Below are 23,332 nucleotides of genomic sequence, written 5' to 3'. Positions count from 1 at the left end.
TCTACCTAGTAGTAGATAGATTTATGAATACCAAGGAAAAAATAATCAATACTGCCGCCGAAATGTTGTCTGACAATGGATTTAATGCCTTTAGCTTTCATGACATTTCAAGGGAGATCGGCATCAAAACCTCTTCCATACATTATTACTTTCCGACCAAAAGCGATCTTATCATTGCAGTCATACATTATTCTCAGCACATACAGACTGCTTTATTTGCGTCCATTGCAGACAAGACACCCCCTGAAAAACTAGCTGTGCTGATAGATTTTTACGTGGACTTAGCCCGTAAAGGACAGATGTGCCCTATTGTCTCGATTTCATCCGACATGAAAGACATAGATCCCAATATCAAAGGTGAAGTCAGTAAATTTTACGATTTTCTAGCCGATTGGCTCACTTCCTTGTTAGCAGATGGAATCCATAAAAAGCACTTTGTATGCGCACAGCGTCCAGCAAATAAAGCAATCGAACTATTAAATATCCTGGCGATGCTGCCTATTTTATCCCGGCTTGGCAAAGGCGCCGAAAGCATTGCCGGAATAAAGCAGTCCCTCATTGACAATCTTTTAAATCCAGACGATCCCGGACAGATCCCGGCGTCGCCAGCGGCGGAGATCACACAGAAAAATGAGACTATTGCCCACCTCAATGCTGTTATTGCCACTCAAAAGAAAGTAATCGCCCTCTATGAGGCAAATGATATTTTACAAAAATGGGAAACGCAGCAGTAAACCGTTATTTCACTTTTATCACCACCTTCCCCCTGGCCCTACCGCTCTCCACATATGCGATAGCTTCGTTGGTCTGTTCAAAGGGAAAAACTTTATCGATTATCGGACGTATCTCATTTTGCTCTATTAACGTAGCAATTTGAGCAAGTTGTTCGCCATTGGCTTTCATAAATAGGAATTCATAGTCCACATTCAATTTTTTGGCCTTCGCTCGGATCTTTCTACTTAATAGCTTTGTCGCCAACTTGACATACCAGGGCAGATCAAATTCCTTCGCAAACACCGGTGTTGGTGGCCCGGAAATGGAAATGACTTTTCCTCCCCTTTTCAGTACATTCAATGATTTTTCAAGTGTTTTTTGATCCTGACTATTTAGTACCAGATCATAGTCTTTCAGGACGTTTTCGAAGTCCTGTGTTTTATAATCGATCACCAGGTCGGCACCCAGACTTTTTACCAGATCGGCATTCTTTGCACTGGTCGTAGTAGCCACTGTTGCACCTAAGTGCTTTGCTAACTGGATTGCAATTGTTCCGACACCTCCCGAACCCGCTTGAAAAAAGACTTTTTGACCTTTTTTAAGGTGTGCGCGGGCTACAAATGCCTGGCATGCAGTCAGTGCGACCAATGGAATGGATGCAGCCTCTTCGAAACTGATATTTTTAGGCTTTAATGCCACATCTTTCTCCGCTATTGCGATATACTCGGCAAACGTACCGATATGGAAATCAGCTGTTCTTGAGTAAACTTCATCACCTACTTTGAATTTGGTCACTTTTGAACCAACCCGTGTCACAATTCCCGACAGGTCGTGTCCCAGCACGAGCGGAAGCTTATAGGGTAAAATCAGTTTGAATTCTCCACTTTTCAATTTAGAATCCAGCTGATTGACACTGGAAGCATATATCTGGACCAATATTTCATTGTCTCTCAGATTCGGTTCAGCCATTTCGATAAGCTGGAGCTTATCTTCTTTGCTATACCTGGATATACTGTATGCTTTCATCTTGTATGTCTATTTTGATGTTGATTATTTCGTATGATTATCTCTTATTTATGCTATGCAACTCCCCCTTTTAAGTATTCAGCGTATTTTTTTTGGTTTACCATGCCATATGCCGCTTTGGGTGCCAAACGGTTGATAAGATACAGCGCTTTAGTGTCGCCCACACGAATGGTGAATTCATCTTTTTCCAGACCGCTGATCAGACTCTTTACCAATTGCTCCGGACTGATTTTTTTGTCATCCCGGTCGGCCACCATGTCCGTATCGACCAATGGAGGTAAAAGCTCAAAAACTTTTACCTTGCTGTCTATAATTTCCAGATGTGCACGGAGCATCTTGGTATAAAAAGCCAAAGCTGTTTTGGATGCAGAATACGTCGCTTCCATTATCGAAGGTACAATACTGAGGATGGATGTGGTATGGATGATAGCAGCTTCATTTTTTGCTTTAAGCATATTTAAGAAAAGCTCATTCAATCGGATAACCCCCAAATAATTGACTTCCATTTCATAAATAGCCCCTTCCAGATGCTTTTTATTGGGGATGCCGAGATTTGTTGGCGGTACACCCACACCAGCATTGTGATACAAAATATCAATGCCGCCCAATGTTTCTACCTGTTGGTATAGCGCATTTGCATCGGCCTCACCGGAAGCATCACTTCGCATTGTAATCAAAGCTGGATGCATCTTTTTTGCTGCATCCAGTTTCTGCTGATTTCTTCCGGTAATGATTACCTGAGCGCCGATATTTAGAAACTGCCTTGCAGCTTCCAAGCCGATACCCGAACCTCCGCCGGTGATTAATATTCTTTTTCCTTTTAAATCCACTGTGAATATTTTTAAATGATTGAATTTACGCTTTTCCGCGCACAATATTTGCGAATGCTTCCTGGGTTGCCGCAGCATAGATCTTGGTTTCTCCCACTGGCACTTCAAACTGATTTTTTCCCAAAGCAGCAAACAGCTCATCGGCTACCTCAGATGGCGGAATACCATTGGCGCCCCCTATTTCTGCCGAAAAATCCGTATTGACCAAAGGTGGATATACTTCGTAGACATTCAATTTTTCGTTTTCTGCAAAGGTATCCCTTAGTCCTTCAGTATAACTGTGAAGTGCCGCTTTGCTGGCAGAGTAAGTCGGCAGGTATTTATTTGACCTGAATACAGCGATGGAAGAAATGTTGATAATCGCCGCTTCCTCCTGTTGCAAAAGCAGTGGAGTAAGCAATGAAGTGAAATGGATCACGCTAATATAGTTGGTGTTGATCTCGGTGTACGCTTTTTCGGCAGCGTTATTATTAGGATCACTTAAATCATTCACAAAAGCTGCTCCAGCATTGTTTACGATGATATTCACGTCGGCGTGATTCGTTTTCAGGTCATCCGCAATACGGATCCTGTCAGCTTCTACCGATAGATCACCCTGTATAGCCACTGCGCCGTTTAATTCAGCCAATGCTTCTTGAAGACGCTCTTCGTTGCGGCCGTTGATGATGATTTTATTTCCTGCTGCGCTTAATTTTTTAGCAATAGCCAGACCGATGCCGGCACTACCACCGCTGATAAATACGGTATTTCCTGTTGTTTTCATGTGATATGTTTTTGAGAGGTAATTACTTTAATAATTTATTTATTTCTTATACAAAATCTTTGTGATATTGGTGCAGTTATATCCCTGCAGTTTAGCTGGTTAACGTCGTGTAATCGGTGTAACCCTTTTGGCCCGGGGTATAAAACGTGTTTTGATCAGGTGCATTTAACGGTGCGTCTGTTTTGTAACGCTCGACCAGGTCGGGGTTGGCAATGAACGGAACCCCAAAGGACACCAGGTCAGCATCGCCATCGTTGATTACCTGCGTTGCCTTGTCCTTGTTGAATGCGCGGTTGATGATGATGGTACCCGTATAGATTTTACGGAAATGTTTTGCAACTTCCTGTATCGCATCGCTATTGCCAGTTACATCAGTAAAAGGTTCGATCAAATGCACATAAGCCAAGCCGTAATCGTTCAAGCGGCTTACGATATAATCATAAGTGGCGATGGTTTCATCATCTACTAAAATACCCATAATGCCATTTAAGGAAGGGTTAAGACGGATACCGACACGACTGATATCCACGGCCTGCTTCAAGCCATCCAGTATGTCAAAAAGAATGCGCGCACGGTTTTCGGGGTTTCCACCGTATTCATCGGTTCGAAAATTGCTGTTTTTGCTGAAAAACTGCTGTAAAAGGTAGCCGTTTGCTCCGTGCAGTTCGACCCCGTCAAAGCCCGCTTTAAAAGCGTTGATGGCGCCTTGTATAAAATCGGCAACTGTTTGTCTGATGTCTTCCAAGGTCATCGCCCTCGCTGTTTCACTTTGTTTAAACCCAGTAGCGGTAAAGACCTCTACCTTCGGGTTGTAAGCAGAAGGTGCCAAAGGAGCCTTCCCATTGTGGTGGTCAGGATGTGAATACGCACCCGTGTGCCACAGCTGCGCAAAGATTCGTCCGCCTTTTTCATGAACGGCATCTGTCGATAATTTCCAGCCGGCAAGCTGGTCTTTTGAATAGATACCCGGTACATTGGGTACGCCCACAGCATCCTTGCTGATGAAGGTACCTTCTGTGATGATCAGACCGGCGGTAGCACGTTGTGCATAATATTCCGCTTGCAGTGCAGTAGCGGTATTGCCTTCGTTGACTGCCCGTGACCGCGTCATCGGCGCCATTACGATGCGGTTTTGGAGTTGTAATCCGTTTAGCTCGTACGTTTCAAATAATACTGTGTTGCTCATATTTATTGATCTTAACTTTTATACTTTTTAGTCTATTTTATTTTAATAATATACTTTTTAGTCTATTTTGTTTTAAAAAAAATTATTTGCTGTATTGTTCCAGTTCAGCCTTCAGGTTTTTGATAAGCGATTGCATGGGCTTTACGGTATTCATTGTTCTGCACATGATTATACCACCTTCAACAGCGGCCACCATTTTAAATGCAAAAACAGCCGGATCAAGGTCGTGCGAAAACTCCCCGTTCTCTATTCCTGATTTGAGGATATTTGTAAGGCCTTCCTGACCAGCCCTGAATGTCGCTGCGATCTTTTCCTTGATCACCGGATAGTTGTCATCCGCTTCTACCGCAGTATTAAAGATTGGGCATCCCCCTGAAATATAGGTTTCTATCGGATCTTTGTAAAAATCCATGAATGCGAAAATCTTGGCTTTTGCAGTTTTCCCTTTTGCAACGGTCATATGCATCTTTTCGCTGACTTTTTTCAGCATCTGATCAACGACCTGGACGGAAAGATCGTCCTTGTTTTCAAAATGGCCATAAAGACATCCTTTGGTCAGTTTCGTCGCAGCCAGCACATCATCAATATTGACACCGGCTATCCCCTTTTCATTGTAGAGCGGGGCTGCTGTATCCAGTATAAATTGCTTTGTTCTTTCTGACTTTGTTAGCATTGTATTAAATATTACGCGACAAATATACTAAAAAGTATATTTTGTCCAAGGGTGCTAATTATAATTCATATATTATTGGGTATTCTTTTACGTTACTATGTCATTTCTTTTGAGCCACACAGTGATGGGCTATGGAGCTGTTGGATCTACGCTACCTTTTCCTCTAAAACTTATGATTTAAACCGAATTGTATGAGCTGATTGATCACAGGAAGCAATTCTTTGCCAATATCTGTTAGCGTATATTCAACTTTAGGTGGTATTTCAGCAAAGGACTTTTTATGAACGAATCCCTTATCGCATAGAAACTTCAGCTGGCTGATCAGCATCTTTTCACTGATGCCTACAATGCAGCGTTTAAGTTCACCGTAGCGGATCGTGCGTTCATTGATCTGAAAAATAATTAGCATGGTCCATTTGCCACCGATGATTTCAAGTGTTCTCCGTAGGGGACAGTGTTCGTCGGAAATATTTATATTCATTTTATCTAATTGATAATCAACTATTCTTAAGTATGGGTAAGTACCCTACCTTTTGGTAGGTACTTGTTTTACAGCAAGCTAATTTAGACATTTGTAGCATATTTATTTACTATAAAAATAAAAGAGTATGTCAAAAAATGTAACAATTGTTCAATCTTATTTTGATGCCATCAGCAAAGGAGACTTTGCCACAGTCGGAAACTTGTTTGCCGATGATGTGATATGGCATCAGCCTGGCGATGGTATTCAATCCGGAACTTATAATGGAAAAGAAGCTGTATTTACCCATTTGGGAAATTTTATGAAATGGAGCAATGGTACCTTTGCGATCGATGAGGTTGAGTACCTAAGTAGCAATGGAGATCTTGTTACTGCCGCAATCCACTTTAAAGCAGCTAAAGGAGATCAACAACTTGCCATGAAAGGTGTGGATCTATTGCGGATTGATCAAGGCAAAATCAAAGAAGTATGGCTCTTTTCAGAACAAATAATCGATGAAGACACATTCTGGAACAGCGCTGCAAAGGATTAGGACATTTAATCCATTTTTTCTTGCGCAGTTTGTCCACCAAAAGATATAGATTGTCCAGATCAAAGGGCTTTGCCAAGAATTCATCAGCGCCACAATCTCTGAGCTATGCACCCCTCGCACGATCGTGTCGATTTTTGGAACCACCGCAATGAATCGAGAGAATATGGTCTGGAAGAGTAGAATCTATTGCAGGAATGCAATGGAATGCCCATGCTTAACATGAAAGGAGGCCGAGCATCCAATACCCGACCGTCCAAATCAATCAGCAGAAACGAGACTCTGTCGACAATAGAACAGCCGAAATTTTGAGATCGTTTAAAAATAACTTAAACTAAACTTTCCAACTTTTGTGCAGTGAAAATGAGCGACTAAATCATAGCAACATCGCAGTGCATACCAGTTTTAGGTCTATTATTATTTGTTCAAATAATCCGAATGCTGGTCCTTTGAAACAGCGGCATCATTTTAAAGACAAGGTGCTAACTATAAAATAGTTATATTAGCACATTAAGAACAGATTCGTAGTAAAGCATAGTGAAAATTTATTAGATGAAGAAGAGTAACACAACGGATCCTATCGCCCGACGTAGGCAGCGCATAGCCCGACAAAGGGGCGGCAATGCTGCATTATGGGGTATTTTGGTTGCTCATGCGATGATCTTAGGGGGTGGCATGTTGGTCGTTCGTTCGCTCTTTGGTTTTTTGGAGGGGAATGTGACAAATGCCGGTGAACCACCCTTAGCGATCTTTGGGATGGCTGCCGGGCTGCCATTTATTATTTTTGGTTTCTTTGTACATATTGGGGCTTGCCGTAGATTTACCGGAAAACTACTTTCATCCCCAGGTATTGGCGCGGGGCCCATCCTTTTCCTGGGTTTTGCCCTAGGTGCCTGGTGGGGCGCACTTTCACACCCTGTATTTGGATTATTAGGACTTATACCAACGGTCCTGACCGCTATCGCCGTGTTGTTCCTATCAATTAGTCTGTTCCTAAGAATGCGTCGATCTTCAAAGAATGAGCTACTTAGGCGCATGATAAATGAAGGGAAAATAGCTGCTGCACTTATTACCGATATTCCGGCAATTGATCCCAGTTCTGCGGGACTCATCGGAACAATCACCGTGAGATTCACTGACATGAATGGGGTACATCGCTGGGTACAGAAGATTGGTCAGTGGAAACGTCGAGATCTGCCCCAGATGGGCGGTATAGCGACAGTACTTTATGATCCAAGACAACCCGAGAATGATGCTGGCATCTGGGTGGGGCCGCCAGGATCTACTACAGTAACAGATTTTACATTTTGGCATTCCTAAGATATAAAAATAGTACTCGATAGCCGGCAGCCGTTATTGTTTAGTGAAGGAATTCCACGTTAATTTTGTGATATCAGCAATTATTTTCTCTGTATTTTCTCTTGTTTCTGTGATATCTTTCAGATAGACCGAAATAATTATATGTTTTCCATTGGGAAGTTTTGCAATTCCAACATCATTCATCGCGACACGTAGATTGCTTTCATTTGTATTGGAAATGCCTGTCCGATGTGCTAATTCAGTTCCTTCGGGAAGACCTGCTTTCATCCATGTATGTCCCCTAGAGCACTCAACCATCAGTTGATATAAATACTTCGTTGATTTCTTTTTGAGGATTTGACCTTTATAGAATTTTTCAAGCAATTCCGTTGTTGACAATGGCGTTGAGGTATTGATGTAAAGATTGTTCCAAGTTCGCATTTCTTGTTCATTTACTTTGATGACAAAATCTTCTATTCCTTGTTTATTGATAAATTTTTGAACGGTTTCTGTACCACCAATTAAGTCTAAAAGTATATCGCAGCCATTATTATCACTATGTGAAATAGTATAACGCAGTAATTGGTCTACTGTCAAATACATATTTCCCTTTGGATACTCATCTTTTATCGGACTCCAGGTATTGTGTAAATCCTCCTGTTTCACAAACACTTTCTGCGTCAGGGAAAGTGTCCCATTATCAACCAAGTTTAAAGTCGCCAGGGCAATATGAAACTTAAAAACACTCATTAAGGGAGCGTTTAAATTTCCGTTGATACTTAACGTATCTTTGTCTTCAATATGTTTAATGGATACCCCGATTGTTGCATTTTTGGTTGTGATAATTTGATTGATTTGTTTGCGAAGCACATTCATGTCTTGTGCAAATAACTGAATCGAACAAATTGAAATACAGGTTAGTATTATTATTTTCTTCATATCAAAAATCTATTGTCTTCCCGATTGTGCTTAAATATACATTTTAATCTTTATAGCTAGTGCGCAATTTGACGTGCACCTTATTTTACCGACGGACTATCCTGTACATATTTTGCTTTATGGGATTTTAACTGTTCCAATATAGGCAAGCCTAATTCGAGATGTTGTTTGAGCATTTCAATATGTTTGCATCAAACTCCTCTTGGCCGGGTTGCCCCGTGTCGAATATTCACTTACACCACTGGGCGAGAAATTCGTCGTGGTACTTTGGAAATTGAACGATTGGGGAAAGCTTTTATTAGAGGATTCTGAAAAGGGCGAACTGCTATAGTCCGCCCTTTCTGCTATTTCCACCAATAGTAGTAATTGTGGTTGCCGTCATATTCAAAACCGCAACGCGGATATAGCGTATTGCCTATATCATTTGTTTTTTCGGTTTCAAGCATCAAACCGCAAGCCCCTGTTTCGTCGCACCATTGTTTTGCCTGGTCTATCAATGCTATCGAAAGCCCTTGGCCTCGGTAATCGGGATGAACGAACAAATCGCTCAATAGCCATTGCTTTTGGAGTTTAATGTAATGATAGAGTTTGTACAACTGAACGAAACCCGCTGCCTTGTCATCCACATAGATCATGAAGATGGTCGATTGCTCATTGTCTAACCGCTGGTGTATAAACTTTTTGCATCTTTCGAGGTCATCCTCCTGACGGTAAAAAACGCGGTAACTGTTGAATAATGCTGCTGCTGTGTCTAAGTCTTCCAGACCAGCTTTCTTGATTTTGTACCCCATTGCTTTTAATTGTTTTGATTAATAGCGCAAAAGTATCAGATTACAAGATTAGCTTGGTGGTACAGTTTAAGGATAAGGGGCTAGTCCAAACGATTATAGTAAAGACGGATCGTTATCCTGCTCCACATGCAATTCCTTCAACAAAATATCCCTGATCAGATTTCGCATTCTCCGGTCATCTATAGCAGTATTAACAATCTTGCTGTCGTAATATGGGTCAAGCGCAAATTCGCGGTGGATCTTTTCCGAAGAAGCCTTCGTTTCGCCCTTAAATTCGAGAAATAGGTTAGTTTCCTTTTTAGCTACTTTTTTTATGGTCACCGCCCAGACAGCTTCATAGGCTGTAATGGTAAGAGGTTTTTTTGGAGGTATTACAGATGCCGTTTTATCCTTTGGCTCATACTTGTAAAATTTATAGATGCTGGGTTTGTATGGATCATTCTGAGCATCAGCTTGCAGTTTTAGGTATTCTTTTTCGTTATCAACAAGGAGATTAGGATTTGTGCTTCTTTCGATGATGTGAAATGAACCGCCGCTATCGTTCTGATAGACGGTTGTAAGGTTTTTTAGGTCACCTGTATTCAAACGCGCTGCCAGATCTGGTATTGCTTCCCTTACGCGGTCATAACTCGCCATGAACTTGAGGCTGTAAAATTCAGTGCGATCGCTTTGACCGAAAAGTCTACTTGCAGATACAACAAAAAAAATTATTATAAGAGTATACTTATTCATACCATGATTTCTTTTAAGTCTTAATTGGTCTATACATTAAAGATAAAAATAAAATTGCATTTTATCTAACAATTCATTCCGGCGTTGACATATGGCTTTCTCCTACGAAGAAAACAAATAACTTGGCCGCCACCAATCTATCCTCTCCTCGTGAGCTTGTAAATTTCAAACCAGAGCACAGATACACTTGCCACCGCCAGAGCTATAGCCAATTCGGATCCGCTAAGGGCTGTTACCTCAAAGAAAGCAGCAACTGGCCTACAATACAATATGACAAATAGCAAGATCAGCACAACAAAGGAGATCCCTAACAATAAGAAATTACGATTTTTAAAGCTTTCGATGATGCTATAATAGAAAGAGCGGTTGGCATAGCTCAACAATATATTTGCAAAGATCAAGGTACAGAACACCATTGCTCTTGTTTTTTCTTCGCTCCCGTCATGCTGGACAGTAAACTGGTAGCTAAATAATACCCCAAGCGTGATCACTACCCCTTGGATGATGCTTATGCCCAGTTCACTGATGCTCAAAAAAGTTTTTCCCATCGCCCTTGGTGGTTGATTCATCGTATTTCTTTCGATAGGTTCATTCTCATAAACAATAGAACAGGTAGGCCCCATGACCAGTTCCAGAAAGATCACATGTACAGGGGTAAATATCTGTGGATAGATCCAACCCAAAAACAAGGGTAAGGATACTGTCAGAATAATGGGAATATGAATGGAAATAATATATTGCACAGCCTTTTTGATATTGGTATAAATCCGGCGGCCAGCAGCGATGCCGACAATAAGTTTCTGCAAATCATCGTTGGTAATGACCAATGCTGCCGCTGATTTGGCGATCTCGGTTCCCTTATTTCCCATGGCCACACCAATATGTGCTGCTTTTAATGCTGGGCCGTCATTTACGCCGTCTCCGAGCATAGCCACAACCTCACCACTCTTTTTGAGCGCATTGACAACCGCAAGTTTGGCGTCAGGAAACATCCGGGTAAATAGCGTGGTCCGCTCAGCTAGCTTTATGATATCATCTTCGGTATTCCCAATGATTTCGCTACCGTTTACAGCCGGCGTATCATTGACAATTCCTGCTTGCAATGCAATTGCCTTTGTTGTTTCAGCGTTATCGCCGGTAATCACCTTTACCTTGATTCCGGCAGCATAGATTTGCTGAAAGACCTCCTTTATCCCCTCTTTGGGCGGATCATAGAACACCGTAAGCCCTAAAAACTCAAACGTAAAATCCTGCTGTTTTGCGGGAAAGTCATTTCCTTCAAAATGTGATTTGGCAACAGCCAGAATCCGATATCCTTGCTGAGCAAAAGTTTTAATCACCGCCCTTATCTTATCTCTATCGGCATCGGAGAGCTGTGAAACGCTAAGTATTGCCTCTGGTGCGCCTTTGGCTGCAATGATCCGCTGCTTTTCATTATTTTCAAAAAGGTGTGTCATCATTGGCGGCCTACCTTCCAGTGGATATTCATGAAACAGTTGATAACTCCTTCTTAAATCTTTTTTTTGTGTTTTTTCATATATTTTATGCAACGTAATCTCCATGGGATCAAAAGGGACAGGCTCGCTGCTCCACATTGCATAGTCAATAAGTTCATGAAGTGCTTCATTTTCAAATTCAGCCTCAGCGAAAACCGTGTCGGAACGATAATCATACAGATTTTTTAATTGCATGATGTTGGCTGTGATCGTACCTGTTTTGTCAGTACAGATTACTGTGGTACTTCCCAAGGTCTCTACAATACTGCTCTTTTTTATGATGATGCCCTCGCGCATGAGTTTCCATGCCCCCAGGGCCATAAATGTTGTAAATGCGACCGGAATTTCTTCGGGTAGTACGGACATCGCTAAGGTCAGCCCATTCAGCAAGCTCTCTACGAAATTATGTGTATTCAAATAACTAAACAAGCATACCAGCAGGAAAATAACAATTCCAACGATTGCCATCGCTTTAACAAATTTCTGGATCTGGATCTGCAAGGGCGAGATCTCTTCTTTAATCGTTCGTATGGATTCGCCGATCTTGCCAACACGTGTATCTTTGCCAATCTTTTGTACCTGAAAGACAGCAAGTCCTGACACAGTTATTGTGCCGCTATAAACTGTATTATCGGTTGTCGTACTATCCTTGAACACAGAGAAGCTCTCTCCTGTTAGCGATGATTCATTGACAGAAAAGTCGTTGCTGTGTACGATAACACCATCCGCATTAATCATGCGCCCCTCTTCTGTGATACAAAGATCGCCTACAACAATTTCCCGCGTAGGAATCTTGACCACCTGCGCATCTCGGATGACCACACTCAGGGGCTCATTGAGTTTTTCAAGCTCTTCCAACGCTTTCTTGCTACGGTTGTCCTGATAAAACGAGATCGCAGTGACCGCCACGATCGCCACCAACATAAAAGCTGCTTCAGCATAGTCGCCCACAATCACATAGATCAGTGAAATAACGATCAGCAAGACCAGCATAGGTTCTTTTAAAATACCCAGCAGCAATTCCAGCCAGGTACTTTTATGTGTTGGCGCCAACTGGTTATAGCCGTATTTTTCCCTCGCCTGGTTTACTTCGTCCTGGCTGAGACCTTTAAGATGATTGGGGATATTATATGCCATAACGGACTTGCTTAATATAAAGACGGTTATCTACTGACTATATAAGAAACACTATTCTTCAGAATATGTTCGGTAAAATTTTACTTTTATAAAGTGCGTTTTAGTTTGTCTTAAGTTTATTCTTCATTAGTTATGTAGTTTTCATGATGAACGGTTTAATACGCTAAAGTTCGATTTATAATAATTTTTAGGTCATGATCATCGCTATCCTTTACCATGATACTTATCACTTTGCACTGAGGAGTAACAATTTATGCCCTGATGATTGCCTTACACTATAGTTGTAAGGATTGTCTTTAGCGCAGTCCCGATCTTGATTCGGTCGAGTCGGGAATTTAGGCATCCCCTTTTCGTGGTCCCATTTGGCTGAAAGCGCACGCAATGGCGTGGCTATGCCAGGGACTGGAATTCCATTAATAGACGTAGGCTGTATGAGTATTAAAATGATGTATTCCGATTCTGCTGAGCCCATTTCTTCGGTTTAGATCCAAAATGCCTTTCAAATAATCGTCCAAAATAACTTAAATTGCTAAAACCTAACTGGTAGCCAGTCTCAGAAACCGATAAATATTCGTCCCTTAAAAGTCTTGCAGCCTCTTGCATAAGCATATGCTGGTAATAAGGATACATACCTTTACCAAAGACTTGCGTAAAAAGTTTCCGAAGTTTAATGACATTCATCCCACTTATTTTTACTAATTCTTCCTGATGAAATGGCTTGTCTATCGAAGTCGCAATTTTATCCCGGACGCGATATACCGATTCCAGTTCATATTTTGATACATGCTGATGCGTAACATGCGTTCTTAAGGATAAATTTTTAAACAGATAAAATAGTAGTTCCAGCGATTTTAGCCTATAGTAAGCATCTGATAGCGTATCTGGTAATAGTGCCATTGAAATCTCATTGGTCACTTCGGCGATTTCCGGTGACATGAATTCCTCGATCCAGAGCGTTTTTTCATTATCAAATAGATAGTCGAATGAAGTGTGGTCTTTCCCGATAAAACTTTTTAAATAATCAAGGCTTACGATAATGGTTACCTGCTGGATATTGATATCTTTTGGAAAGCTCACGTCACTTTCTACATGCAATGGTATAATGCGAACGTGTGGTCCTGTCTGTGGTATCGTTTTCTTCGTTGCGCTATTGATTGCTGAAGGCGAATTGATAATATTTTGAAAAGAAATGGATATGCCGTTTTCAATAATTTTTATCGGTTTCCTTCGAAAACAAAACGTTTCCTTCGCCACCACAGAGCGGATCATGACCAGCATTTCGGGTAGCAGATCTATAATTTTAAGCTCATTCAGATCAAGTTTTTCTAATGCGGCGTCAGCTGGTGCAAGCGAAACACCCAAGCGCTCCGCCCAATAGTTCATTTCCTCTTTTCTATGTATTTTACTCATTTTTTCAGACTATTTTTGCTTTTTATCGAACTATTTTAGCATTAAAAGTATAGATAAATTTGCACTATCAATAAAAAAAATAAAAGAAATGAAAAAACATATTTTAATAACTGGCGCAGGAATTGCCGGGTTAACGGCTGCAAATTTTTTAGCAAAACAAGGTCACACCGTTACAGTAATCGATCGGTCGACCTCGTTCGATAAAGCAGGGTTCCTGATTTCCCTAAAAAGCTTCGGTGTGAAAATCATGGAAGAATTGGGATTAACCAAAAACTTACAGGCGGCATCATCACCTTCTGAAACCGTTCATTTTGTAGAAACGAATGAGGACATCATTCGAAGCATTGATTACGATAAAATGAATGAAAACATCGAGCGTTCTGTTCTTATATCGCGGGGCGGTTTACATCAGGTGTTGTACGAGGCCATCAAAAACGAGGTCCATATACTATTTGATACAACGATTTCACAAATCGAAGAACGGGAAGATTATACTCATGTTACGCTTTCACATGGCAGTACGCTAACGGTTGATTTACTCATTGTTTCGGAAGGATTACGATCTACCACACGAGAACGATATTTTAGTAATGCGCAATTGGAAGACTTCAACACCCTTTACGTAGGCGGCAAATTAAAGCAAAGTCATAACAAGCAAGTAGGCGTTTTTAAGGTCTATATCGATGTCAACAAAATGCTTTCTATCTACCCCATCGCACAGGACGAAATAGCAATTCAGTGTTATATACGAAGTTTTGAAGATATTAAAACCTTAAAAAATAATGCGCCTTCAATTCTAAAAAATGCTTTTCGTGATTATAGCGCTGAAATACAAAAGTTACTGCACAGTCTTTTGGATAACGGTCTATTTTTCATTGATAAGATGGGCTTGATAAATGCGCCAAACCTCGTTAATAGCCGCATGGTATTGTTGGGAGATGCCGGATATTGTCCCACTGCCCTATCAGGAATGGGCGCTTCACTGTCTATTTATGGTTCAAAGGCATTGGCACATTTTATTGGAAAATATCCAAACGAGATATTAACCGCCTGCAAAAGTTATAATACCTTGATGCAGCCGATTATCGAAAAATTTCAGACCAATGCAAAGAATAATGCAGCATCCTTCCTGCCCAAAAATGAAGCTGATCTTGAGAAATTTGTTGCAGGCTTCCGGAATGCTAGTGCTAATGATGTTCAAAAAATAATGACAGATCCTATCGTGCTAACAAAGAAGCAGGAAAATTTTTTATAACACTGATATCAGTAGTGGCTCCATCAAAAATCATAAGCTATACGAGAAGGTGTTGTATTTTGATTCAACTTGTCTTGCAGTAATTTGTCGGATTGATAAATATCAGTGTACAAGGTAGGCTTTCCGTTTTTTATAAGACAGGTCAGGTAAGTTATTATAATAGGCAGCGGCTTGCTTAGGACAAAATCCTTCTTTTCGTAAGATTGTATTGCATAGTCCAGCTCCGAAATTCTGTATTCAGAATCATCATATGATAATAGCATAGCCGCGAGGCGATCCGCATTCTCCACACGTATACAGCCATGACTGAGCGCTCTTTTCCCGCGGTTAAAAAATTGTTTCTGAGGTGTATCATGAACATATACCGCATGCGGATTCTGAAATCTAAACACGACAGCACCCAACGCATTGTCCTCCCCCGATGATTGCCTTACACTATACTTAGTAGGGTTGTTCCTGATCTGTCTTCGTGTAGATGCATTCACGATGACTTCATTGCCCGCTCCGTCATAGACAGTGTAATGATGATCAGCCAGATAGCTCATATCTTTCAAAATTTCGGGCAGTATTTCATTTCGGAAAATACTTTGGGGGACCCGCCAGTCTGGTGCTGTTGAAAAATACTCGATCTCACTTTCCAAAATAGGCGTTTCTGTCGTTGGCTTTCCCACCACCACCTTAAAGTCGGTTACCTCATCCCCCTGATGGAATTCCAGCGTATAGGAAGGGATATTTACCATGATATAATTTTCACTTTGCGTGCTGATCCATCTCAGGCGCTCCATATTTATGGTGATCTTATCCATTACAGCTTTAGTAGCCGTAGCCTTATTCTCTGAGCGGTATCTATCCAGGTAGGCCTGTAAGTCACGGTAAGCCTTGATCTTGGGCTGGGCATTGTGTATTTCACCCTGAAAATCTGCCCGTAACCGTGCTGCAGACAGTATCTCATCCGCACAAAAACCATTTGTCCTACTGCTGTCAATGCGAGACGAATTGTATAGCGGATTATATTTGCCAAAGTGAAGGTGATTAATAAAGGTAATCAGGCCATCTGTCAGCAGTATATCAAACACAGCTCTTTCCTTCTGATTCTTTTCGGATGGATAATCCCGCCATTGCTTTAATTTCTTAAATGAGAGGCTTTCTAAATGGTAACCGGACAGTGACAGTCCATAATGGTCAGCCCGTGCCAGCAACGCTAACGCTATTTCCGATTGATCCAGCCCTTGCTGACTATCAGTCCAACTATCCCCTGAATAATTGTCTGTGTAGAATCTAATGACTGATTTTGGGAAATTCAGCTTGGAAAGATAGGTATTGTCCATAAGCGCTGTGGTAATTTCCCTACCTACTTTTACATCCTGAGGGTAGATCACTAAGGGGAGAATAGCAAAAAAAATAACGACGAAATATTGAAACGCTTTCATGATATCAAATTTTTGTTTAAAATTTCAATACCGATTTAATCCTATCGCTGTATTTGTCTTCGGATGGCCAAACCTTCAAATGACAACGTCAACTTATTACAAAGTTCTGAATTATAATGCAATATAAGTTATATAATATTAATTAATTTTTATGTAATTGGTAGAAATCCTACTATGGCGTATTTGCATGTCACACGACGGTGAGAAATCCGACGTAGTTACCACCGAAGGACTGAAACAAAAAAGCATTCCAAAACAATGAGCGTGATATGTTGTTATCATTTTCAAACAGTGAATACACGTAGAAACAGATAATTATGGCAAAAAAACAACAGAACACAAAACAGGAGGTTGCAAACTTCCTAGGGGAAATGATTTCATTTAGAAATGCGTTAAAGTTAACCCATTGGTCTATAACGGGTAAGGGAAGTTATGAGGTGCATATTTCCTTGGATCAGGCTATTGAGTCCCTGATCGACATTACAGATAGATTGGTAGAGACGACCTTTTCTTTAGAAGGTACACTGGATATCATTATTCCTGAAACTTCCAAGCCTAGTAATTATATTAAATATATTGAGGACTTCTATAAAAAAGTGGAAAGCAAACGGGAAGGATTGTTTAAAGAAACTTTTTCCCAATCCATTATCGACGATGCACAAGAAGCAATCCAACAATTATTGTTCCGTTTAAAGCGGTTGGAATAACGGTGTAAATGGCTTTTTGGCCATGATCATGTAGTAATACAATTGGGCAAAGATCTAAAGAAGATTCGCCCAATTGTATTAATAGCTTGACCCTAGATATGAATTATCATAGCCTTTCAATTTAAGCATCTTTCACGCCTAAGTTCATTCAATTCCCCATTAATCATACGCAATTCATTCAAGTCGTTTCATTGATCAGTTTGTCCTCTGGTTAGCGCAATTCATCCGCTGCGTAGGGGGCCATATGCTATTAATAATCATTTTTTTTGAACGATATTGGTTTGACGACTGTTTACCTTGAAATCAAACTCATAAGCATATGAAAAGAATATTTCTGACCCTAGCAATTGCATTTTCGATTGTTGCCGTCCAAAGTTGCGGCGGCGGTGCAAAGAATGACAGTAAGGAAACCGCAGACAGTATCAATGAAGAAAAAGCACCTGAAAATATAGACGATGATCAGGTAGCAGCACCCCCCCTTTCGGTCAGCGAAGAAGATGCTAAATTTGTCACCGAAGCGGCAAATGGCGGTATGGCCGAAGTCGAGCTCGGACAGTTAGCACAGCAAAAAGCACAGCATGCCGATGTCAAAGCCTTCGGAGAAATGATGATCAAAGACCACTCCAAGGCCAATGACGAACTGACTGCACTTGCCCAGGCAAAAAACATTACTGTCCCAGCTACAGTAGGCGCTGAGCAGCAAAAAGTAAAAGATGATCTGGCCAAAAAGACGGGAAGAGAATTTGATAAAGCCTATATCGATGAGATGGTGGAGGATCACGAAAAAGACGTCAAGCTTTTTGAAGACGCCAGTAAAAACCTGAAAGATGCCGAATTAAAGGCCTTTGTCGATAAAACGCTACCGACTTTAAGAACTCATCTCGAGCACAGTAAAGGCGTAAAAGACAAATTGAAATAATATATTTGGTATTATCCATCAAAAGCAAGGGCTTATCATCAGGGAAAGCCCTTGCTTTTGATACCCAAAACGAAAAGCTATGCCCGAATTGCCAGACCTAGCGGTTTTTAGTAAAAACCTGAACAAAATGATTCAAGGAAAAGAGCTGAAAAGTGCCGTTATCCATCAAAAACAAAAGATTAAAGTCAGTGAAAAGGATCTGCGTGCACTGGAAGGGAAAAAGCTGGCCAAGGTTTATCGCGAAGGCAAAAGACTGTTTTTTGACTTTGGTAAAGATGCACTTCTCGCCCTACACTTGATGCTCCATGGCAAACTCGTTTATTCCGACGATCCGAATCCCAAGTACGCTCTGCTCTCGCTGACCTTTCAAGATGGCCAGACACTTTCCCTCACCGACTTTCAGCAGCTAGCGAATATTGAGCTTAACCCAGCAGAGGCGGATGCCATAGATGCCCTTTCTGCCAAGCTAACCCCGCAGTTTTTGAAAGATCTGCTGCAGTCCAGTAGATCCAAGATAAAAACGCTTTTGATGGACCAGAAACATATTGCAGGCATTGGCAATGCCTATGCCGACGAAATCCTGTATGCAGCGAATATATCACCCCCTATCCGTTGCGAATAAGATCCCTGAAAAGGAGATAAAGAAACTAGCAAGGGCTATTGAAGAAGTGCTCGAACAGGCCGAAAAGCACATTTTAAAGACACATCCCGATATCATCAGTGGTGAGGTACGCGATTTTATGAAAGTACATAGCAGCAAAGCCGAAACAGATGCTAACGGGCACAAGATTTTACAGACCAAAATCGGAGGCCGCAGCACCTATTACACCGAGCAACAACAAGTATTTAGTTAATCCCCCTACGCTACACAGTTTTCAACAATCAATCCTAAAGGGATTGTCGGTAATGGCTATTGCCCTATACAAAGCCCATATATGCTCCCGTACTGACAGCGCGTTAATACGTATTGCCCCGTAAAAGTTCCCTATACACAAAAAAAGCAAACCAACATAGCGATGCAGGCCTTCATAAGTAGCGGTATGATAATCTACCGTTCGCATTTATTGGTAATATTAAATTTAAATTATATGCTTGCAATGAATTACCGGGGCCCCTATCGCGTACGAGCGGATAAAAATGCCCCACTTCCTGAAATCCTTCATCCGCAGGATGCCATTGTTCAGGTACTTCGCTCCTGCATCTGCGGTTCGGATCTGCATCTTTATCATGGGCTTGTACCCGACACACGAGTCGGCACCACCTTTGGACACGAGTTTATAGGCAAAGTAGTCGAAGTTGGCTCGGCAATTTCAAACCTGAAGGTTGGTGACCGCGTGATGGTGCCCTTTAACATCGCCTGCGGCAAATGTGCTTTTTGTCGTCAGGAATTGTATGGCAACTGCCATGAATCGAATCCCGAAGCCACTGCCGTCGGCGGTATTTTTGGCTATTCCCATACTGCCGGCGGTTACGCCGGTGGGCAGGCCGAATATGTACGGGTACCTTACGCTGATGTAGGCCCCGTTGTTATCCCCGAATGGATGGATCCAGACGATGCTGTATTGCTGACAGATGTGGTGCCAACAGGCTACCAGGCGGCCGAGATGGCAGGAATTCAGCCCGGAGATACAGTCGTCGTCTTTGGCGCCGGACCGATAGGAATTATGGCAGCCAAGTGCTCCTGGCTATTTGGTGCCGGCCGCGTCATTATTATAGACCAAGTCGACTACCGGCTTGAGTTTGCAGAGCGCTATGCGCAATGTGAAGCGGTGAATTTTCGATCCATTGGCGACCCGGTGGTATTTATTAAAACCATTACTGATTCACTCGGAGCCGACGTCTGTATCGATGCTGTGGGCTGTGAAGCTGCCGGAAATGCAATGAACACGATTTTGGGAAGATATCTGATGCTGCAGGGTGGCTCTACCACGGCACTACACTGGGCCATTAATAGCGTCAAAAAAGGGGGAATCGTCTCCATTGTAGGCGTATATGGACCTATCAATAGTTTGGTACCCATTGGTAATGTTCTGAACAAAGGAATTACGATACGCGCCAATCAAGCTTCAGTCAAAAGGCTTCTGCCCAAGTTGATCGACCATGTTCAGGCTGGCATCATCAATCCGAAGGAGCTTATTACCCATCGCATCCCCTTGGAAGAAGTAGGCGATGCCTATCATCTTTTTTCCTCCAAGCTCGACAACTGTATCAAAACAGTCTTAATTCCACCCGCTGTGTAATATTAAAAATAGATCACTATGAATAAAGATCAAACTACACCCGAAGACTTTATCCACGATAAACTGGGTAATTATAACCATATCAAAGGTTGGGGAATTGATTTCGACAATAAAAATGACCCCACCTATCCGATCAAGAAACGGAATAATGCGGAGCATCAGGGCTATGCCTGGCCACGTCCGCAGCTGCAGCAAGAGACGGTAGAAATACTTAAATCTGTAGAAAGGCCTAATCTGACAGCCGTATATGGGACGACCAATCCGCCCGCAGGTCTGAGCGGAGCCATACGACGCTATGCCTTTAACTACAGTGAATCGAGCTATGGCCGTTGGCTGCCTCTTATGCTTGCCGACCGTATCAATATGGTCGAAGGCATGATTGCTGATATCGCCAAGGGACATATCCCCAATATTGGCAAAGAGCTCGGGCTGCGTGCAGAATGGAAGCACAATAAGCGATCCTTTCTAACAAAATCCATTGTTGCAGGCCTGGCTGTGAGTTTCATCGTCTATCACATATGCTGCAATAAGAAAAATAAATAAAGGCTAACAAGCTTAGCATAAATATAATCCGTTTTTAGCTATTTGTTTTTAGGATTATAAGGGGAAGCACCGCATACGGTGCTTCCCCTCGTATAAAACTCATGCTTTTTTGCACTACACGATGACAATATTCGCCTATGTCGCTTTTAGATCTTGGATTTAACGATTTGACAAGCCCACCCAAACTTTTCGTGATTGATCAGCCGCCCAACAGGGAATTACCACTTAAAAATGATTGAACAAGAATAGTGTCCGTCATTTTGGCTACAACCAAGCTCAATTTGGCAACAACTCCCCTATGCCTTCTTTAGACATTTGTATTATTGGATCAAACAATAACACCATGCAAAAAACAATTTTCATTACAGGAGCTTCTTCCGGGTTGGGAAAAGCAACTGCCAAACTATTTCAACAAGCCGGCTGGAATGTTATCGCAACAATGCGACATCCCGAAAATGAAACCGAGCTTACCGAACTCGAGAATGTTACGCTATTAAAATTAGACGTGACCGATCCCCCTCAAATCAAAGAAACAGTCGAAAAAGCAATCTCTTTGGCTAAAATTGATGTCGTTTTCAATAACGCAGGTTATGGATTAATGGGCGCGTTTGAAACCTTGAGTGACGATAGAATGCTGCGTCAAATCAACACCAATTTGTTGGGTGTATTGCGCGTTACACAAGCATTTATTCCACATTTTAGAGCACAGCAAAGTGGATTATTTATTTCGACCACATCCATTGGTGGATTTATGGGATTTCCGCTGCATTCGATGTATCATGCCACAAAATTCGCTTTGGAAGGCTGGAGCGAAAGTATGTCCTTTGAATTGAAAAAATTTGGAATAGCGATCAAGACAGTTGCCCCGGGAGGAATAGCGACTGATTTTGTAAGTCGTTCATTGGATATGAATCGATCTTCCGACTATGAAGATATCGAAAACAAACTTTTCGAACAAATGGATATAATGATGCAAAGCGCTTCCACGGCAGAGCAAATTGCCCAGGTGGTCTATGAAGCCGCAACGGACAATAAAGACCAGATACGTTATTTGGCAGGCGAAGATGCAAATGCATTATATAAAAGACGTCTGAAAATCGGAAAAGAAGCGTTCAGGCAAGAAATTGCAAAACAATTTGAGGCCTAATTTTTTAAATCAGCAACTGTCTTTGTAGGCAGTTGTTTTTTGTAAATTCGTAAAACAAAAACAGGATGCATAGTATCAATTCCATATCCGAATTTCATAAGCAATTGTCATTGCCGGCCCCATTACATCCCCTCATCAGTGTCATCGATGTAGCTGGAATAAAACCCGATGAAAGTAACATTTGGGAGCAGTTCTGCGTCAATTTCTATAGCATTTCGTTGAAAAAAGATGTAACTGCAAAATTAAAGTACGGCCAACAATATTACGATTTCGACAAAGGAACAATGAATTTTATTGCGCCCAAGCAGATCCAATCGTTAACGATTGCTGAAATCAGAAAGATGAATGTCGAATGTGGAAAAGGTTACATGCTGCTATTTCACCCTGATTTTCTGTATACACACACACTCGCAAGCACAATAAAAAATTATAACTTCTTTTCCTATGCGCTTAACGAAGCATTACATCTCTCTGAACGGGAAGAACAAGACATTGTAGAAATTTTTCTTAAAATCGAAAGAGAATATCAACATATCGACAAACATACCCAAGGTATTATTTTGGCACAGATTGATATGCTCTTGCAATACAGCAACCGCTTCTATGAGCGTCAATTCATCACGCGGAAAGCTGTTAATAATGCGCTGCTAGCACAATTGGAAAAATTGCTGGATGCTTATTTCGACAGCGAAGAAACATTAAACCAAGGCCTACCCACGGTAGAGCATTTGGCAGAAAGTCTCCATGTCTCACCGCGTTATTTAAGCGATTTACTACGCTCAGTTACCGGCAAAAACACACAGCAGCACATCCACGACAAGCTAATTGAAGAAGCCAAGGAAAAACTCACGGCCACAAGTCTTTCAGTAGCGGAAATTGCTTACAAGCTCGGTTTTGAACATCCACAATCATTCAACAAACTTTTTAAGAAAAAAACCAACGTTTCACCTTTAGCGTTCAGACAATCGTTTAATTGACCTCTCCGCAGCGGTTTTTTTGATTTCTGATCTTGGATTGAATGGGAATTTACCATACATAACCCGTCTCAAAATAATCATCTCCACATCCATATTTGTGGAGATGAT

General features: G+C 41.5%; 25 protein-coding genes. 13 read left to right on the top strand and 12 right to left on the bottom strand.

What is annotated here, in order from left to right; all coding sequences use genetic code 11:
* Positions 1-23: 23 nt before the first annotated feature.
* The gene (locus HPC41_RS10415) at positions 24-734 is read left to right on the top strand and encodes a TetR/AcrR family transcriptional regulator (protein ID WP_172393963.1); all 711 of its coding nucleotides are present in this window, start codon (positions 24-26) and stop codon (positions 732-734) included.
* A 4-nt stretch (positions 735-738) separates the two neighbouring features.
* Here the strand turns inward: HPC41_RS10415 and HPC41_RS10410 are convergent, their stop codons facing one another.
* From HPC41_RS10410 to HPC41_RS10385, 6 genes are all read right to left on the bottom strand, one after another.
* The gene (locus tag HPC41_RS10410; RefSeq protein ID WP_172393962.1) at positions 739-1,740 is read right to left on the bottom strand and encodes an NADP-dependent oxidoreductase; all 1,002 of its coding nucleotides are present in this window, start codon (positions 1,738-1,740) and stop codon (positions 739-741) included.
* Between the two features lie 53 nt (positions 1,741-1,793).
* Positions 1,794-2,570, bottom strand: coding sequence for an SDR family NAD(P)-dependent oxidoreductase (locus HPC41_RS10405; protein WP_172393961.1), 777 nt, complete (start codon positions 2,568-2,570; stop codon positions 1,794-1,796).
* Positions 2,571-2,595: 25 nt separating this feature from the next.
* Positions 2,596-3,333, bottom strand: a complete 738-nt coding sequence (locus HPC41_RS10400) for an SDR family oxidoreductase (RefSeq protein WP_172393960.1) — start codon at positions 3,331-3,333, stop codon at positions 2,596-2,598.
* A 91-nt stretch (positions 3,334-3,424) separates the two neighbouring features.
* Entirely contained in the window at positions 3,425-4,519 is a 1,095-nt protein-coding gene (locus tag HPC41_RS10395) for an alkene reductase (RefSeq protein WP_172393959.1), read from the bottom strand.
* An 82-nt stretch (positions 4,520-4,601) separates the two neighbouring features.
* A complete protein-coding gene (locus tag HPC41_RS10390; RefSeq protein WP_172393958.1) occupies positions 4,602-5,192 on the bottom strand; it encodes a TetR/AcrR family transcriptional regulator in 591 nt (196 codons plus the stop codon).
* 163 nt (positions 5,193-5,355) lie between these two features.
* The gene (locus tag HPC41_RS10385; RefSeq protein ID WP_172393957.1) at positions 5,356-5,673 is read right to left on the bottom strand and encodes a winged helix-turn-helix transcriptional regulator; all 318 of its coding nucleotides are present in this window, start codon (positions 5,671-5,673) and stop codon (positions 5,356-5,358) included.
* Positions 5,674-5,800: 127 nt separating this feature from the next.
* Between HPC41_RS10385 and HPC41_RS10380 the strand changes: the two genes are divergently transcribed.
* Positions 5,801-6,205 carry a nuclear transport factor 2 family protein gene (locus HPC41_RS10380; RefSeq protein ID WP_172393956.1) on the top strand — a complete coding sequence of 135 codons (405 nt, stop codon included), beginning with the start codon at positions 5,801-5,803 and terminating at the stop codon, positions 6,203-6,205.
* Between the two features lie 549 nt (positions 6,206-6,754).
* Entirely contained in the window at positions 6,755-7,522 is a 768-nt protein-coding gene (locus HPC41_RS10375; RefSeq protein ID WP_172393955.1) for a hypothetical protein, read from the top strand.
* A gap of 33 nt (positions 7,523-7,555) precedes the next feature.
* Here the strand turns inward: HPC41_RS10375 and bla are convergent, their stop codons facing one another.
* The gene (gene bla, locus HPC41_RS10370; protein ID WP_172393954.1) at positions 7,556-8,440 is read right to left on the bottom strand and encodes a class A beta-lactamase, subclass A2; all 885 of its coding nucleotides are present in this window, start codon (positions 8,438-8,440) and stop codon (positions 7,556-7,558) included.
* Between the two features lie 202 nt (positions 8,441-8,642).
* Here bla and HPC41_RS25795 point away from each other — a divergent pair, with 202 nt between their 5' ends.
* Positions 8,643-8,771: a winged helix-turn-helix transcriptional regulator gene (locus tag HPC41_RS25795; protein WP_216660727.1), complete on the top strand. Its 129-nt coding sequence runs from the start codon at positions 8,643-8,645 to the stop codon at positions 8,769-8,771.
* A 13-nt stretch (positions 8,772-8,784) separates the two neighbouring features.
* Here HPC41_RS25795 and HPC41_RS10360 read toward each other — a convergent pair whose 3' ends face one another.
* The 4 genes from HPC41_RS10360 to HPC41_RS10345 form a co-directional block, all read right to left on the bottom strand.
* A complete protein-coding gene (locus HPC41_RS10360) occupies positions 8,785-9,231 on the bottom strand; it encodes a GNAT family N-acetyltransferase (protein ID WP_172393953.1) in 447 nt (148 codons plus the stop codon).
* Between the two features lie 93 nt (positions 9,232-9,324).
* Positions 9,325-9,963, bottom strand: a complete 639-nt coding sequence (locus HPC41_RS10355; RefSeq protein ID WP_172393952.1) for a hypothetical protein — start codon at positions 9,961-9,963, stop codon at positions 9,325-9,327.
* Positions 9,964-10,100: 137 nt separating this feature from the next.
* Complete coding sequence (locus tag HPC41_RS10350) at positions 10,101-12,596, bottom strand: cation-translocating P-type ATPase (RefSeq protein ID WP_172393951.1); 2,496 nt, start codon at positions 12,594-12,596, stop codon at positions 10,101-10,103.
* Positions 12,597-13,034: 438 nt separating this feature from the next.
* A complete protein-coding gene (locus HPC41_RS10345; protein WP_172393950.1) occupies positions 13,035-14,006 on the bottom strand; it encodes a helix-turn-helix domain-containing protein in 972 nt (323 codons plus the stop codon).
* 88 nt (positions 14,007-14,094) lie between these two features.
* Between HPC41_RS10345 and HPC41_RS10340 the strand changes: the two genes are divergently transcribed.
* Positions 14,095-15,261, top strand: coding sequence for an FAD-dependent monooxygenase (locus tag HPC41_RS10340; protein ID WP_172393949.1), 1,167 nt, complete (start codon positions 14,095-14,097; stop codon positions 15,259-15,261).
* Positions 15,262-15,284: 23 nt separating this feature from the next.
* Here HPC41_RS10340 and HPC41_RS10335 read toward each other — a convergent pair whose 3' ends face one another.
* Positions 15,285-16,691, bottom strand: a complete 1,407-nt coding sequence (locus tag HPC41_RS10335) for a L,D-transpeptidase family protein (RefSeq protein ID WP_172393948.1) — start codon at positions 16,689-16,691, stop codon at positions 15,285-15,287.
* Positions 16,692-17,008: 317 nt separating this feature from the next.
* On the opposite strand from HPC41_RS10335, the gene HPC41_RS10330 reads away from it, so the two are divergent.
* The 8 genes from HPC41_RS10330 to HPC41_RS10300 all read left to right on the top strand — a co-directional run bounded on the left by HPC41_RS10330 (position 17,009) and on the right by HPC41_RS10300 (position 23,224).
* Entirely contained in the window at positions 17,009-17,398 is a 390-nt protein-coding gene (locus HPC41_RS10330; protein ID WP_172393947.1) for a DUF5856 family protein, read from the top strand.
* Positions 17,399-17,717: 319 nt separating this feature from the next.
* Positions 17,718-18,317: a DUF4142 domain-containing protein gene (locus tag HPC41_RS10325; RefSeq protein WP_172393946.1), complete on the top strand. Its 600-nt coding sequence runs from the start codon at positions 17,718-17,720 to the stop codon at positions 18,315-18,317.
* Between the two features lie 79 nt (positions 18,318-18,396).
* Entirely contained in the window at positions 18,397-18,939 is a 543-nt protein-coding gene (locus HPC41_RS10320) for a DNA-formamidopyrimidine glycosylase family protein (protein ID WP_216660726.1), read from the top strand.
* Entirely contained in the window at positions 18,902-19,171 is a 270-nt protein-coding gene (locus HPC41_RS25100; RefSeq protein ID WP_216660725.1) for an Fpg/Nei family DNA glycosylase, read from the top strand. The genes HPC41_RS10320 and HPC41_RS25100 overlap by 38 nt, the downstream gene beginning before the upstream one ends.
* A 243-nt stretch (positions 19,172-19,414) precedes the next feature.
* Positions 19,415-20,557 carry a zinc-dependent alcohol dehydrogenase gene (locus HPC41_RS10315; RefSeq protein WP_246250571.1) on the top strand — a complete coding sequence of 381 codons (1,143 nt, stop codon included), beginning with the start codon at positions 19,415-19,417 and terminating at the stop codon, positions 20,555-20,557.
* A gap of 18 nt (positions 20,558-20,575) precedes the next feature.
* Complete coding sequence (locus tag HPC41_RS10310; RefSeq protein WP_172393945.1) at positions 20,576-21,100, top strand: hypothetical protein; 525 nt, start codon at positions 20,576-20,578, stop codon at positions 21,098-21,100.
* Between the two features lie 343 nt (positions 21,101-21,443).
* Complete coding sequence (locus HPC41_RS10305) at positions 21,444-22,247, top strand: SDR family oxidoreductase (RefSeq protein WP_172393944.1); 804 nt, start codon at positions 21,444-21,446, stop codon at positions 22,245-22,247.
* A 65-nt stretch (positions 22,248-22,312) separates the two neighbouring features.
* Positions 22,313-23,224 carry a helix-turn-helix domain-containing protein gene (locus tag HPC41_RS10300; protein ID WP_172393943.1) on the top strand — a complete coding sequence of 304 codons (912 nt, stop codon included), beginning with the start codon at positions 22,313-22,315 and terminating at the stop codon, positions 23,222-23,224.
* Positions 23,225-23,332: the final 108 nt, after the last annotated feature.

Source organism: Sphingobacterium prati, from assembly GCF_013167215.1.
Classification (GTDB): Bacteria; Bacteroidota; Bacteroidia; order Sphingobacteriales; family Sphingobacteriaceae; genus Sphingobacterium; species Sphingobacterium prati.
The sequence above is the reverse complement of the archived record's forward strand: the minus strand, read 5'-3'. Positions and strand labels throughout refer to the sequence as shown.